The sequence below is a fragment of the Parazoarcus communis SWub3 = DSM 12120 genome, from assembly GCF_003226565.1.
GTDB lineage: Bacteria > Pseudomonadota > Gammaproteobacteria > Burkholderiales > Rhodocyclaceae > Parazoarcus > Parazoarcus communis.
Window position 1 is genome coordinate 736882 of the sequence record NZ_QKOE01000001.1, and the last position, 13728, is coordinate 750609.

Consider the following 13728-nt stretch of genomic DNA (forward strand, 5'->3'; position numbering starts at 1 on the left):
GCTGAAACAAATATGGCGCCCGAAAGCGCCATATTTGCTTGAATCACTTCGCAATGCTCAGCGAACACGCCGACGCTGAAGACCGAACAAGCCCACCAGACCGATACCCAGCAAACCCAGCAGGCCAGGCTCCGACACCTTACCCGGGGGCGTATCGGGCTTGGTGACACCACCTACTGCCGCGATTTTCACGTAGTCGTATTTGCCGTAAGTCGTTCCCAACGTACGCCACCCCGTCGAACTCCGATCACCCGAGGTCACTCCCACTCCAGCCTGAAACCCCCCCGCTCCGATCAGCCAGAAACTTGAGTACAGATTCTCGTCAGTCCCCAACTGAACTGTCGTCGTTCCAATGTTCGAATAATTTCCAACCAGCGTCCAGCCGCTGCTGGTCAGGTTCTGCAAACTCGTAGTGGTCGGCGTACCCACGCCGGTGTAAGCCATCACGAAGATGTCCGAGTCATTGGACCACCAACCAGCCTTCACCGTATCCAGCCGAACCAGATCATCAAAACTGAGCACCGCAACCTCGTAGCCATTCGCATTGTCCAGCGAATGCTCCGGCGAGCCTTCAGGCCCGATCCCGATTCCCGAGCCCCCCCAATAGCCAACAGTGGTTGTCGCGAGCATAGTGGTATTGCCCGACGCCCTCCAACCGGTCACCAAGGGCTCGTTTGCCGCTGAATTGGTCAATGCCCAAGTCGTCGCGGCAGAGGCTGAAAACGAACAAGCCACCAAAGCAGCAGCCACTGCGAATTTGCGTAGAGTAATCATGTCAGTACACCCGAAAAATAACTTTAGACATAGAACAGCAAATATCAGGCCTGAATTTTAAATCGTTCAAAAACAGTACTTTAAACACACATCAAGCCGCATGGAAAGCAAATCTGTCAAATTTACCGACAGCATTACAACTTCTTGAGCAATTCACGCGCCTCATCCGTCCAGGCTGACTGCGCCCCATCTTGCAGCGCAGCCTGCAACTCAGCCCTGGCTTCATCTGCCCGCCCCTGGCGTGCCAACGCAAATCCGAGATGCCAGCGAATCTCGGCATCCTGCGGCGCACGCAGACGTGCGTCACGTAGATGCCGTATCGCTTCATCGTAGCGCCCTGCCCGTGCCAACGCCCAGCCCAGGGTATCAACAATGGCTACATCGCCCGGCGCCATCGCCAACGCTTGCTGCGCAAGGGCCACCGGATCCCCTTCCCCCAGATGGATCAGCACATTCGCAAGGTTGTTCAGTGTCCTTGCATCAAATCTTCCGGACGCAACGACCTTTTCGTACCCGCGACGCGCTGCAACCCAATCACCCTTACGCATTTCCAACTCCGCCAGCACGGAGTAAGCACTCATGTCGTCAGGCGCACGCTGCAACCAACGACGCACCCAGACAGCACCCTGCTCTGGCTTACCCAGCAGCACATGCGCACTTGCAAGACGAGTCACCAGATCAAAATCGGGTTGCAACTCGAACGCCTGTCGATAGCGTTCCACCGCCTGCGCAGGCTGCCCCCTGTCCATCGCCACATCACCCGCCAACCTCATGCCAATGGAACTACCGGGGTGCTGCTTGCGCAGCGCCTGAAGCGCGCTATCCACCGCTGGACTGTCCTTACGCATGCGCTCCGCTTGCACCATCAGCGCCATCGCAGCCAGGTCAGCGGGACGCCCCTGCATGGCCTTGCGTGCGGCATAGACTGCCGCATCAGGATTCGCAGCAGCAAGCTGCAAGTACCCTATCCTGACCAATGCCGTGGCATCAAACTCGGCCAGCGCCGTCATCTCACGCAAGGTTTGCTGCGCCGAACGTAAATCGCCCGCGGCGATCTCCGTGTTGGCCAGCGCAGCCATCACGCCAAGATCGCCCTTGCGCCGCAAGGCCAGCCCATACGCAGCCTCTCGTGCCCCCACCCTGTCACCCGCCGCAGAACGCAACTCGACCAGACCCAGCACGATCCGTACATCGTTGGGGCGCTCGGCAGCCGCCCGCTCAAACCAGCGCGATGCTTCAGCATGACGGCCCGCCCGTTGCTCAAGCATCGCCATCTCGTACATCGCGATGCCATCCCGCTTGTTTTTGCGCAGCAAGGTATCAAGCAGGCTGCGCGCCTCATCCAGTCGCCCCGACTCGATATCGGCGCGAATCAGGTTGAGCTGGGCAGGCATGAAGCCGGGCGACTTGCGCACCGCCTCAACATAGGCCTGCCGCGCTCCCTCAGCATCGCCAGTTGAAGCCTTGATCAAACCAAGCAGATTAAGTGCGGAGGGATCATCGGGCAAAGCTTCTACAACGCGCATGGCCACTGCGAGCGCGTCCGGCTTTTGCCCCTCCCGGACCAGCAAATTGGCCAGGGTCACCGCTACACCGAGGTCCTGTGGGTTGTGTTCAAAGGCCGCTTTCAGATTACTGATGCCAGCGGCGCGCTCCCCCTGTCCCAGCCTGCTCGCACCGAGAGAGGCCTGCAACTCGCTGGAACGCCCGCCCGCGGCAAGCGCACGCTCGAACAACTCGGTAGCACGTGCATACCGCTTCTGTGCAAGCTGAACCCGCCCCAGCAGGTGCAGGGTCTGCGGATCATCGGGCAGATCGCGCAGCACCTGATCCAACAAAGTCGCTGCACGCGGATATTCGCCCATGTCGACCAACACCGCAGCCAGCAGGCGACGCGCACCAATATTGCGCGGGTAACGCCCCGTCAACGCCTCAAGATACTTGCGCGCCTTTTCATATTGACGCCCCGAGTAGTGCGCCAGCGCACCGACCATCAGGATCTGCTCTTGGGTCGCCAGCCACTCCGACGGCAACGCATCAACGAGGCCGGCAGCCTCCTCCATATATCGTGAGGCCGCAGCTGCATCGCCGCGACGTGTCGCAAGCAATGCCTGCAGGTAACGGGCCCTGGGTTCGGACGCGGTGTCGAGCACCGCCAAGGTGCTGACTGCTTCGGCGTCGCGGGAAAGATCAATCAGAATCCCCGCACGCGCCACCACCGCATCGACAAAGCCGGGTTGCAAGGAGATCGCCTTTTCATAGCCTGCCAACGCCCCAGCCAGATCACCCGCAGCATGCTTCACCGACGCCAGTGCATTGTGCGCAGCTGCCAGATCCGGCGCCAACTCCACCGCTCGCTCAGCACGAACACGCGCCACATCCAGCTCACCACCGGCGATCAGCCGCGGCACTTCGGCCAGCAGTGGCACAGGCGACAGGGAGTCCAGCGCCCTAGCCTCTTCGAAACTGCGTGTTGCATCAATTGACTTGCCGACATTGCCCAAAGCTGTGCCGCGCAGGCTCAATACATCCACCTTGGCAGGAAGCGACAATCCGTCCGGCTTGATCGAGTCAATCAGCAGTTGATACCGACCCTGCATCAGATAGATCTGAGCGAGCGGCACAACCACCACCTCCCGGTCGGCGCCAAGGCGCAATGCCTCCTTGAACTCAACCTCAGCCGGGCCGACATCGCCGCTCGACAGGTATGCCTTGGCCAGCAGCAGATGGGCCGCGAGCATGTCGCGGTCCTGCTGGAGTGCGTTTTTTAGCTGGATGATCGCCCCAGGCACATCGTTGCCCTGGAAGCGAACCAATGCATCTTCATAGAACCGACCCGCTTTGGCCGCATCGGCATGGACATGCCCCCCGCCTGCCAGCAGCGGCACACACGCGAGGATGCGCAGGTAACGGTAGAGACGACTGTTCATGTTCAAGCACTCGAGCGTGAGGTGATACGGAAACGAATTATATGAACGCGACCAATCGTGGTCCGTTAAATCGTCCCTGAGCTCACGCCGATGCCATTTCCTTCACCGAATCGCAGCCTGCCGCATCGGCAATCGCGACCTTACCGCCCGCTACACCTTTGACCGTGTACATCGCCTGATCCGCACAGCGCATCAGCGCCGACAGCTCATCGGCATGATCGGGTTGCAGCGCAATGCCAATCGAAGCCCCGATGACGAACTCGATACCATCGATGACAAAGGGCTGCTGCAAGCGCTCGACAATCTTCTCGGCCACGCCCAGCGCATCATCGGGTGACGACACCCGCCCCAACAACACGACGAACTCGTCTCCGCCCACACGGGCAACGGTATCGCTTTGGCGCAGATCTCCGCCCAGACGCTGGGCGACCGCACGCAGTACATGATCACCCGTTTCGTGGCCATACTGGTCATTGACCGGCTTGAAGTCATCCAGATCAAGATAGAGCAGCGCCAGCCGATGTCCCTCCCGCCTTGCGACCTCGGTGGCCTGGCGGTAGCGCCCTTCCAGCAACACGCGGTTGGCCAGCCCGGTCAGGCTGTCATGCAGCGCCAGTTGGCGGACCTGGGCCTCGGACTGTTCGAGGCGGCGCCCCGTCCGGTCGAGATACCAGGCCAGTACCAAGGCCACGGCAAAACAAGCCAGAGCGATTGCGCGCGTCCAGCCTCGGACGGCATCCAGCCCGGGAGGTGGATACCGGGGGATTGCGACCATCCCCCACCCGCCATCGAGTACCCGGACATCGAGCTCGATACGATCCGGCCGATCGAACAGCGCGGGATCGCCCCAGAACACGGCACCCTTCCAGCCACTGCCATCCACACCTCGCAACGCCAGCAGCAAGCGCCCTTCCGGCTCGACAAGGCCCGCCGAAGCCAGCAAGCGATCAAAGTCGATGGGCGTACTCATCAAGCCCCAGTAAGAACCACTTCGGGGAGCGACACCCTGGTCAGCAAGGTAGATCGGTACGCGATGGATCAATGCCCTGCCACCCTGAACCAGATCGACCGGTCCAGCCAGCACCGGCTGCCGCGTCTCGAGCATGCGGCGGGTGGCTGCCCCCTGAACCGGATGGTTGAGCAGATCCAGCCCAAGCGCAGCCTGATTACCCTCCAGCGGGTACACCATCTCGATCACGTTATTGGGTGCCAATGTGATGTTGCGTAGCAAGGAATGCGTCCGCATCAGCTCACGCGCCAACAACTGAAAGCGCGCCGGCGCGATCGTGCCGCTGACCGCGACATCTGCGATCAAGCCGGCTGTGAGATTGGTCGCACCATTGATCTCACCCTCAAGCCGGGCACGCAGACCGGCGAGCTCCGACAGGCTCTCCGCCCGCCAACGCTCCTGCAAGCGCTCCTCGACCAGACGCCCGGACACCAGCACGAACGCAGACAGCACCGTGCCGACCAATGCAAGGCCGATGCTCATCCAGCGCTGACGGGCGAACACACTCATCCAGTGACGTCTCACGATAACGGATCCGAAGCATCATATTCTACGGGGTGCATGGACGGCACGCAGGCATATCGCGTGACGCGTGCGGACAACACCCACTGGATCACCACAAGGTGCGGCCCGGGCCGATCGAGTACACTCCTCCACCGATTAGACACAGGGTATAGGTCATGGACGCACACGGCGCCTTCCCGTTCTTGAAGGAAACCATCCTCTTCCTGGTCCTGACCGGCATCCTGATCCCCTTGCTCGCACGCCTGCGGATCAACGCCGTCCTGGGCTTTCTCGCGGTCGGCACCCTTCTGGGCCCTTATGGCCTGGCCAGCCTTGCGGACACCTGGCCCAAGCTGAGCTACATCACCTTCTCCCGCGACGAGGGCGTACAGGCGCTTGCCGAACTGGGCGTCATCTTCCTGATGTTCATGATCGGCCTGGAAATGTCCATCGACCGCTTGTGGTCGATGCGCCGTCTGGTATTTGGCCTGGGCAGCCTGCAGGTCACGGTAACCGCGAGCCTCATCGGCCTGATCGCAGCCTGGTTTGGCCATGGGGTAGAAGCATCGGTTGTGCTGGGTCTCGCGCTGGCCTTCTCCTCCACAGCCATCGTCATGCAATTGCTGATCCAGCAAAAAGAGCTGGGCAGCCCGCTGGGGCAGACCTCGTTCGCCATCCTGCTGCTGCAGGATCTGGCCGTGGTTCCCCTTCTGGTCCTGATCTCCATCCTCGGAGCGAAGGGTGGCGAGGGCAGCTTCGCCGCCACAATGGGGCTTGCCGTGGGCAAAGGGCTGATCACTGTTGGACTGATCTACCTGATTGGCCGCCGAGTGGTGCGGCCGGTGTTCCACCAGATCGCAGCCAGCCGGCAACCCGATACCTTCATGGCGCTGACCCTGCTGTCCACACTCGGCGTTGCTGCGCTGACCTGGGCGGCCGGACTGTCGATGGCCCTTGGCGCACTGCTGGCGGGCCTGATCATCGCCGAAACAGAGTTCCGTCACGAAGTCGAAGTCACCATCGAGCCTTTCAAGGGCCTGCTGATGGGTCTCTTCTTCCTGTCCGTCGGCATGGGTATCGACCTGCGTGCGCTCGTCGCCGAGCCCCTCTGGACACCACTCTCGGTCGTTGGGCTCATCCTGATCAAGGCTGTCGTGATCATCGTGCTGCTGCGCGCATTCGGACTATCCTGGGGACGCGCCACCGAAGGCGGCCTGTTGCTTGGTCAGGGCAGCGAATTTGCGTTCATCGTCATCGGCCTGGCCTTGAGCTTCGGCATCCTGCCACGTGATATCGGACAGTTCATGTTGCTGGTGGTCGGCCTGAGCATGCTGGCTGCACCACTGGTCGCCCGGGTCGGACGTACGGTCGGAGCCATGATGGAGCGCCGCGAGGGCGCAGCACCGCTCGCAGAGAACACCGAGTTCGAGGGCTTGCACGGACATGTCATCATTGCTGGCTATGGCCGGGTCGGCCGTCTGGTTGGCCAGATGCTGGCAGAACAAGGCGTGCCTTATGTCGCCATCGAGAGCGATGCCAAAGTCGTCGCACGGGAGCGCCAGGCAGGCATCCCGCTGATCTACGGCGACGCCAGCCGCCCCGAACTGTTGCGCCGACTCCGGCTCGACCAGGCGCAAGCGGTCGTGCTGACCATGGATCACGTCGCCGCCGCCATCCACGCAACACATGGCATCCGCCGAACCCTGCCCGGCATCCACATCATCGCCCGGGCACGCGACGAAAAGCACGCCCTTGCATTGCGCGAAGCGGGCGCAAACCGGGTTGTTCCGGAAACGCTGGAATCCAGCCTGCAGCTGACCGGCTCGGTCCTCGAAACGCTCGGCCTCCCCCCCGAGGCGGCGGGCCGGTTGCTGGACGTGGAGCGGGAACGCCGTATCAACGCATTTCACGCCTGAGCCCCCCAAGGGAGAACCCCAAGCGCAAAGTTCGGATCAAAGGCACACAATCACGACAGAACATGCGGCCGCAACACCGCAGCCGCCCAAACGGGAGACGATCATGCACAGTCCGGTTCGCGTCGAACACGATCTGCTTGGCGAGCGCGAAGTCCCTGCGGATGTGTACTGGGGCATCCATACCCTGCGTGCGCTCGAGAACTACCCGATCACTGGCAAACCCATCGGCTCCTATCCCGAACTGGTCAAGGCACTTTCACTGGTCAAGCAGGCTGCAGCACGCGCCAACCACCAGCTTGGCCAGCTGGACGACACCCGACACCGTGCCATCGAAGACGCCTGTCGCGAGATTGCCGACGGCAGGCTGCACGGGCAGTTCGTCGTCGATGTCATCCAGGGCGGTGCGGGTACCTCGACCAACATGAACGCCAACGAGGTCATCGCCAACCTCGCACTGGAAAAGCTCGGCTGGCCCCGCGGCCACTACAAGGAGCTGCATCCGATCAACCACGTCAACATGAGCCAGAGCACCAACGACGTGTACCCCACTGCGCTCAAGCTGGCCGTGGTGTTTGCCATCCAGGGCCTGCTCAACGCCATGGAGAGCCTGCGCCAGGCCTATCTGGCCAAGGCGGCGGAGTTCAAGGACATCCTCAAGATCGGTCGTACCCAGTTGCAGGACGCCGTGCCGATGACGCTTGGGCAGGAGTTCTCGACCTATGCGGTCATGATGAGCGAAGACATCGCCCGACTGCGCGAGGCCATCGCCCTGATCCAGGAAGTCAATCTTGGCGCCACGGCGATCGGCACCGGCATCAACACCGACATCCGTTATGCCCGGATGGCAACCGAGTTCCTGTCCGAGCTGTCCGGGGTCAAGCTGGTTCCGGCCGAGAACCTGATCGAGGCTACCCAGGATACCGGTGCCTTCGTGCAACTGTCCGGCGTGCTCAAACGCATTGCCTGCAAGCTGTCCAAGGTGTGTAACGACCTGCGCCTGCTGTCGTCCGGCCCGCAGGCCGGTTTCAACGAGATCAACCTGCCAGAACGCGCCGCCGGTTCCAGCATCATGCCCGGCAAGGTCAACCCGATCATTCCGGAAGTGGTCAATCAGATCGCCTTCGAAGTCATCGGCAACGACGTCACCATCACCATGGCGTCCGAAGGTGGTCAGCTTCAGCTCAACGCCTTCGAGCCCATCATCGGCCATTCACTGTTCAAGAGCATTGAGCACCTTGAAGCCGGCTGCAGGACACTGACCGAAAACTGCATACGGGGCATTACCGCCAACCGCGACCTGCTTGCCGAACGCGTACGCACGTCCGCTGGGCTGGCGACCGCGCTGAACCCGGTCATCGGCTATGAGAATGCCACGTGGGCTGCGCGCGAAGCCTTGCGCAGCGGTCGCAGCGTGGCCGAACTGGTGCTCGAGCGCGGATTGGCAGACCAGGAAACACTGGAGCGCGTGCTGCGCCCGGAGGTGCTGACCGCACCACGCGCCTGAAACAGCAACGCACCCTGTTAGACTACACGCCTCGCCTGGATCAACGCAGGGTATGCACCGGTTTCACCTGAGTCGCGCACGCGCAATCATCACCTTTTTCGCCCTCACGCTGGCTGCGCTTCTTGCCGTCCCCGCCAATGCTGCCCCTGGAACGCTGGACCGCATTCGAGAACGAGGCGTTGTGCACCTGGGCTACCGGGTTTCCTCGGTACCGTTCTCTTACGTGCTGCCGGACGGGCAAGTCGTCGGCTATGCGCACGCCTTTGCGCTGGGCATTGTCGAAGCCATCCGCAAGCACCTTGGTCTGGCGCATCTCGGTATCGAACTGGTACCGATTACCTCGCAGAACCGCTTCCTGCTGATCGATGGCGGCAGCATCGACCTTGAGTGCGGGTCCACCACACACAACCGCGAACGCGAGCAGTTCGCCAGCTTTTCAAGTACCTTTTTCATCGCTGGAACGCGAATGATGGTACGTACCGACAGCCCGATCAGGGGCTTCAAGGATCTCGGCGCCGTGCGGGTGGTGACCACGGCCGGAACAACCTCCGAGCAGTTGCTACGGAGACTGAACAATCAACAGCCGGAACCCGCCATTATCATTTCCGCGGGCGATCATCACGATGCTTTCCTGGCACTGCAGGCTGGACGTGCCACCGCTTTCGTCATGGACGACGCATTGTTGTATGGCGAGCGCGCCAAAGCGCACACCCCGCAGCAGTGGCGGATCACCGGTGAGCCCCAGTCATTTGAAGCCTATGCTTGCATGCTCAAACGCAACGACGACGCTTTCAAGGCGGTCGTAGACCAGGCCATCACAAAAATGATGCGTAGCGGCGAGGCTGAATCGCTTTATGCAAAATGGTTTACACAGGCAATTCCACCGCACGGGATCAACCTGGAGTTTCCACTCTCGGACACCATGCGCACCCTGTTCCGCAAACCCAACGACCGCCCGCTGGACTGACGTCCCGTCAAAGCTGGTAATCCTCGCCGCCGCCCGATAGCGCATTCTCGACCATCCGGCGCGTCAGATGAGGCGCAAAACCTTCGATGAACGCATAGACATAGCCACGCAACCAGGCCCGCCGACGCAAGCCGATGCGGGTGGTGCTCGATTCAAACAGGTGTGCCGCATCGATCATGCCCAGATCACGATCAACGGCGGGGTCATAGGCCATCCGCGCCAGGATGCCGATGCCCAGATCCATTGCCACATAGGTCTTGATCACATCCGAGTCGATCGCGGTGAGCACGACATTGGGCTTCAACCCCCGCCCCAGAAACGCCTTGTTGATCAAACCCCGCCCGGTAAATGCGTCGTCATAGGTAATCAGTGGATACCGTGCAATGGCCTCCAGCGTCAGTGGCTGCTCCTTGAGGATGGGATGACGGGGAGAGGCCACCACACAACGGTTCCACTGGTGGCAGGGCAGCATCACCAGGTCCTCGCGCTCGGCAATGGCCTCGGTGGCGATCGCAATATCGGCAGTTCCATCCAGCACCATGTCACAGACCTGTTGCGGATTGCCCTGATGCAGTTCCAGCTTGACCTGCGGATAACGCCGCATGAAGTCACGGATCACCGTCGGCAGGGCATAACGCGCCTGGGTGTGGGTCGTCGCAATCGACAACCGGCCCGCGCTCTCGTTGGCAAACTCTTCACCCACCTGCTGCAGGTTATCGACATCACGCAACATGCGCTCGGCAATGGCCAGCACGGCCGTCCCGGGTTCGGTCACCCCCACCAGGCGCTTGCCGTGGCGGACGAAGATTTCCACGCCCAACTCGGACTCGAGCAAGCGGATCTGCTTTGACACCCCCGGCTGCGAGGTAAACAAGGCATCCGCAGCGTCGGACACATTCAGACCGCGGCGCGCCACCTCATGGATGTAACGTAACTGCTGCAGGTTCATTTTCGCATCCTTAATAACCAATTCTTCTTAAAGTCTAACGCAAACCCCCTTTTTATGCCTAAACATCCCGCTTAGGATGCACTGCACCATGAGCAGGTGTTCGTCAGCACGAACACCCAGCCCCAAGTCCGACGCCTGGGCGGCCGCGCTGCATCACACGACCGCTCGCAGACAGAGAGAAGCGATGTACCAATACGACGAATACGATCAGCGGATCGTGGATGAACGGGTCGCCCAATTCCGCGACCAGACGCGCCGCTATCTCGCCGGCGAATTGAGCGAGGACGAATTCCGCCCACTGCGCCTGCAGAACGGCCTCTACATCCAGCGCCATGCGCCGATGCTGCGCATCGCCGTGCCCTACGGCAACCTGCGCGCCAAGCAGGTGCGCATGCTCGCCCACATCGCACGCACCTATGATCGCGGTTACGGTCACTTCACGACGCGCCAGAATCTGCAATTCAACTGGCCCAAGCTCGAAGACGTGCCCGAAATCCTGGCCCAACTGGCCACGGTGCAGATGCACGCCATCCAGACCTCGGGCAACTGCATCCGTAACGTCACCTCCGACCCCTTCGCCGGCGTCGCTGGCGACGAGCAGATCGACCCTCGTCCGTGGTGCGAGATCGTGCGGCAGTGGAGCACTTTCCACCCGGAATTCGCCTATCTGCCGCGCAAATTCAAGATTGCAGTCAACGGTGCGACCGATGACCGTGCCGTCATTCAGGTACACGACATCGGTCTGGACTTGAAACGCGACGCAAGCGGCAACATCGGCTTCCGGGTACTGGTCGGCGGTGGCCTCGGCCGCACCCCCATCCTCGGCGAGGAAATCGCTGCCTTCGTGCCGTGGCAGGACATCCTCAGCTACTGCGAAGCAGTGCTGCGTGTCTATAACCTGCACGGCCGCCGCGACAACGCCTACAAGGCACGGATCAAGATCCTGGTGAAGGCACTCGGCATCGACGCCTTCCGCGCCCAGGTCGAAGCTGAATTCGCGCATCTGAAGGGTGGCCCCGCTACCCTGACCGAGGCAGAAGTGGCCCGCGTCGCACGCCACTTCGTCGACCCTGTGCGGGAAACCCTGCCCGCCGAAAATGCTGCCTACGCCGCCCAGCTCGCTGGCAACAAGGCCTTCGCAGCCTGGGCCCGGCGCAATGTCCGCGCGCACAAGTTCGCAGGCTACGCCAGCGTCGTGCTGTCACTGAAGCAGACGGGCATTGCGCCTGGAGACATCACCGCCGATCAGCTTGACCACGTCGCCGATCTCGCAGAACGCTACAGTTTTGGCGAAGTCCGCGTCACCCACGAGCAGAATCTGGTACTGGCCGATGTGCGCCAGTCCGAACTCTTCGCCGTATGGGAAAGCGCCCGTGATGCCGGCCTTGCCACACCCAACATCGGCCTGCTGACCGACATCATTGCCTGTCCGGGGGGAGATTTCTGCGCCCTGGCCAACGCCAAGTCGATCCCCATCGCCAACGCCATCCAGGCGCGCTTCGACGACCTCGACTACCTGCACGACATCGGCGAGATCGAGATCAACATCTCCGGCTGCATGAATGCCTGTGGTCACCACCACGTCGGTCACATCGGCGTACTTGGTGTCGATAAGAACGGTGAAGAGTGGTACCAGGTGACCGTCGGCGGCGACCAGGGCAACGACACCGCACTTGGCAAGGTCATCGGTCCATCCTTCGCCGCAGCCGAGATGCCGGATGTGGTCAGCTCCTTGATCCGCACCTACACTGAACATCGTCACCCTGACGAACGTTTCATCGACACCGTGCGCCGCGTTGGCGTCGAACCGTTCAAGACCCGCGTCTATGCTGAACGCGAGCAAAGGAAGCAAGCTCATGTCTGACATCATCAAGCACGGCACCCTGCACACGGACGACTGGACGGTAGTGCGCGTCGTCGAGGGCGAGGATCTCGCCGCGCTCGAACTGCCCGCTGGCCGTGTGATCGTGCCGCTGGCGCTGTGGCTGGCGCGACGCGACAGCTTGCTGGCCGGTGCGGAAGCGGGTGTCGTCGGCGTATGGCTGGCTGGCACTGAAGACCCTGCCACGCTCGCCGGCGATCTATTGCGTCTGCAGCTTATCGCGGTGGACTTTCCGAAGTTTGCCGATGGCCGGGGCTACTCGATCGCCACCTTGCTGCGCGCACGGTTTGGCTACGCTGGCGAACTGCGTGCCATTGGCGACGTCCTGCGCGACCAGTTCTTCTTCTACACCCGCTGTGGCTTCGACAGCCTGCAGCCGAAGGAAGGCAAGTACAGCCGTGCCCAGCTCGAGGCTGCGCTGGCCAGCCTGAAGGACTTCTCCGAACCCTACCAGGGGGCGGTAGACCGCGCAGAGCCGCTGTTCCGCCGACAGACACGCAAGGAGGCCGCATGAACATCTCCGTGTCCATGCTAAGGCCAGCCGGTGCCCAGGCACCCCGTAACCCGGCGACCCACCCCGAACTGAGCGAGGCGCTGCGTGCCACGGTTGCAACCAAAACCCGTGCCGCAATCGAACTGCTGCAAGCCACGGTGACGGAACTTGGCGACCAGGGTCAGGTGACCTTTGCCAACAGCTTTGGCGCCGAAGACATGGTGCTGACCGACCTGATCCTGGGCAACAAGCTGCCGGTCGAGATCTTCTCGCTCGACACCGGCCGCCTGCCGGCAGAAACCTACAAGCTGATGGGTGATGTGGAACAGCACTATCACACCCGGTTGAAGGTGTATTTTCCGGATGCCAGCTCGGTAGAGCACTACGTGCGGACCGAGGGCATCAATGCCTTCTACCACTCGCTGGAACTGCGCAAGACCTGCTGCCAGATTCGCAAGGTCGAACCGCTGCGGCGTGCGCTGGCGGGCAAGAAGGCCTGGGTCACCGGCCTGCGTGCAGCCCAGTCGACCACCCGCACCGGCCTGCCCTTGCGCGAGTTCGACGCCGGCAACGGTCTGGACAAGCTCAATCCCTTGTCGGACTGGAGCGAAACCGAGGTGTGGGCTTACATTCGCCTCAACAATGTGCCCTACAACGACCTGCACGACCAGTTCTACCCCAGCATCGGCTGCGCACCCTGTACCCGCGCAATCGCGCTTGGCGAGGACATCCGCGCCGGCCGCTGGTGGTGGGAAGACCCCACCGCCAAGGAATGCGGGCTTCACGTCAAGAAGGACTGA

The 13728-nt window shown here is 61.8% G+C and carries 10 protein-coding genes; 6 read left to right on the forward strand and 4 right to left on the reverse strand.

The annotated features are described in order from the left end of the window. Positions 1-57: 57 nt before the first annotated feature. The 3 genes from DNK49_RS03520 to DNK49_RS03530 all read right to left on the reverse strand — a co-directional run bounded on the left by DNK49_RS03520 (position 58) and on the right by DNK49_RS03530 (position 5238). Positions 58-774 (reverse strand): PEP-CTERM sorting domain-containing protein, encoded by a 717-nt coding sequence (locus tag DNK49_RS03520; protein WP_110522897.1) that lies wholly within the window; start codon positions 772-774, stop codon positions 58-60. A 134-nt stretch (positions 775-908) separates the two neighbouring features. Next, complete coding sequence (prsT, locus tag DNK49_RS03525; protein WP_110522898.1) at positions 909-3704, reverse strand: XrtA/PEP-CTERM system TPR-repeat protein PrsT; 2796 nt, start codon at positions 3702-3704, stop codon at positions 909-911. Positions 3705-3786: 82 nt separating this feature from the next. Then, on the reverse strand, positions 3787-5238 hold the full coding sequence (locus DNK49_RS03530; protein WP_133255078.1) for a diguanylate cyclase domain-containing protein: 1452 nt from the start codon (positions 5236-5238) through the stop codon (positions 3787-3789). Between the two features lie 155 nt (positions 5239-5393). Between DNK49_RS03530 and DNK49_RS03535 the strand changes: the two genes are divergently transcribed. The 3 genes from DNK49_RS03535 (at position 5394) to DNK49_RS03545 (ending at position 9604) form a co-directional block, all read left to right on the forward strand. After that, positions 5394-7133: a cation:proton antiporter domain-containing protein gene (locus tag DNK49_RS03535; protein ID WP_110522900.1), complete on the forward strand. Its 1740-nt coding sequence runs from the start codon at positions 5394-5396 to the stop codon at positions 7131-7133. A gap of 103 nt (positions 7134-7236) precedes the next feature. Then, on the forward strand, positions 7237-8637 hold the full coding sequence (locus DNK49_RS03540) for an aspartate ammonia-lyase (RefSeq protein WP_110522901.1): 1401 nt from the start codon (positions 7237-7239) through the stop codon (positions 8635-8637). Between the two features lie 52 nt (positions 8638-8689). Next, the gene (locus tag DNK49_RS03545) at positions 8690-9604 is read left to right on the forward strand and encodes a transporter substrate-binding domain-containing protein (protein ID WP_110522902.1); all 915 of its coding nucleotides are present in this window, start codon (positions 8690-8692) and stop codon (positions 9602-9604) included. A gap of 7 nt (positions 9605-9611) precedes the next feature. On the opposite strand, the gene cysB is transcribed toward DNK49_RS03545, so the two are convergent. Then, a complete protein-coding gene (gene cysB / locus DNK49_RS03550; protein WP_110522903.1) occupies positions 9612-10553 on the reverse strand; it encodes an HTH-type transcriptional regulator CysB in 942 nt (313 codons plus the stop codon). A 184-nt stretch (positions 10554-10737) separates the two neighbouring features. On the opposite strand from cysB, the gene DNK49_RS03555 reads away from it, so the two are divergent. Genes DNK49_RS03555 through DNK49_RS03565 form a run of 3 tightly spaced genes read left to right on the forward strand, consistent with a single transcriptional unit; the run spans position 10738 to position 13728 of the window. Further along, complete coding sequence (locus tag DNK49_RS03555; protein ID WP_110522904.1) at positions 10738-12417, forward strand: nitrite/sulfite reductase; 1680 nt, start codon at positions 10738-10740, stop codon at positions 12415-12417. Continuing rightward, positions 12410-12949, forward strand: coding sequence for a DUF934 domain-containing protein (locus DNK49_RS03560; RefSeq protein WP_110522905.1), 540 nt, complete (start codon positions 12410-12412; stop codon positions 12947-12949). The genes DNK49_RS03555 and DNK49_RS03560 overlap by 8 nt, the downstream gene beginning before the upstream one ends. Next, positions 12946-13728 (forward strand): phosphoadenylyl-sulfate reductase, encoded by a 783-nt coding sequence (locus DNK49_RS03565; protein WP_110522906.1) that lies wholly within the window; start codon positions 12946-12948, stop codon positions 13726-13728. The genes DNK49_RS03560 and DNK49_RS03565 overlap by 4 nt, the downstream gene beginning before the upstream one ends.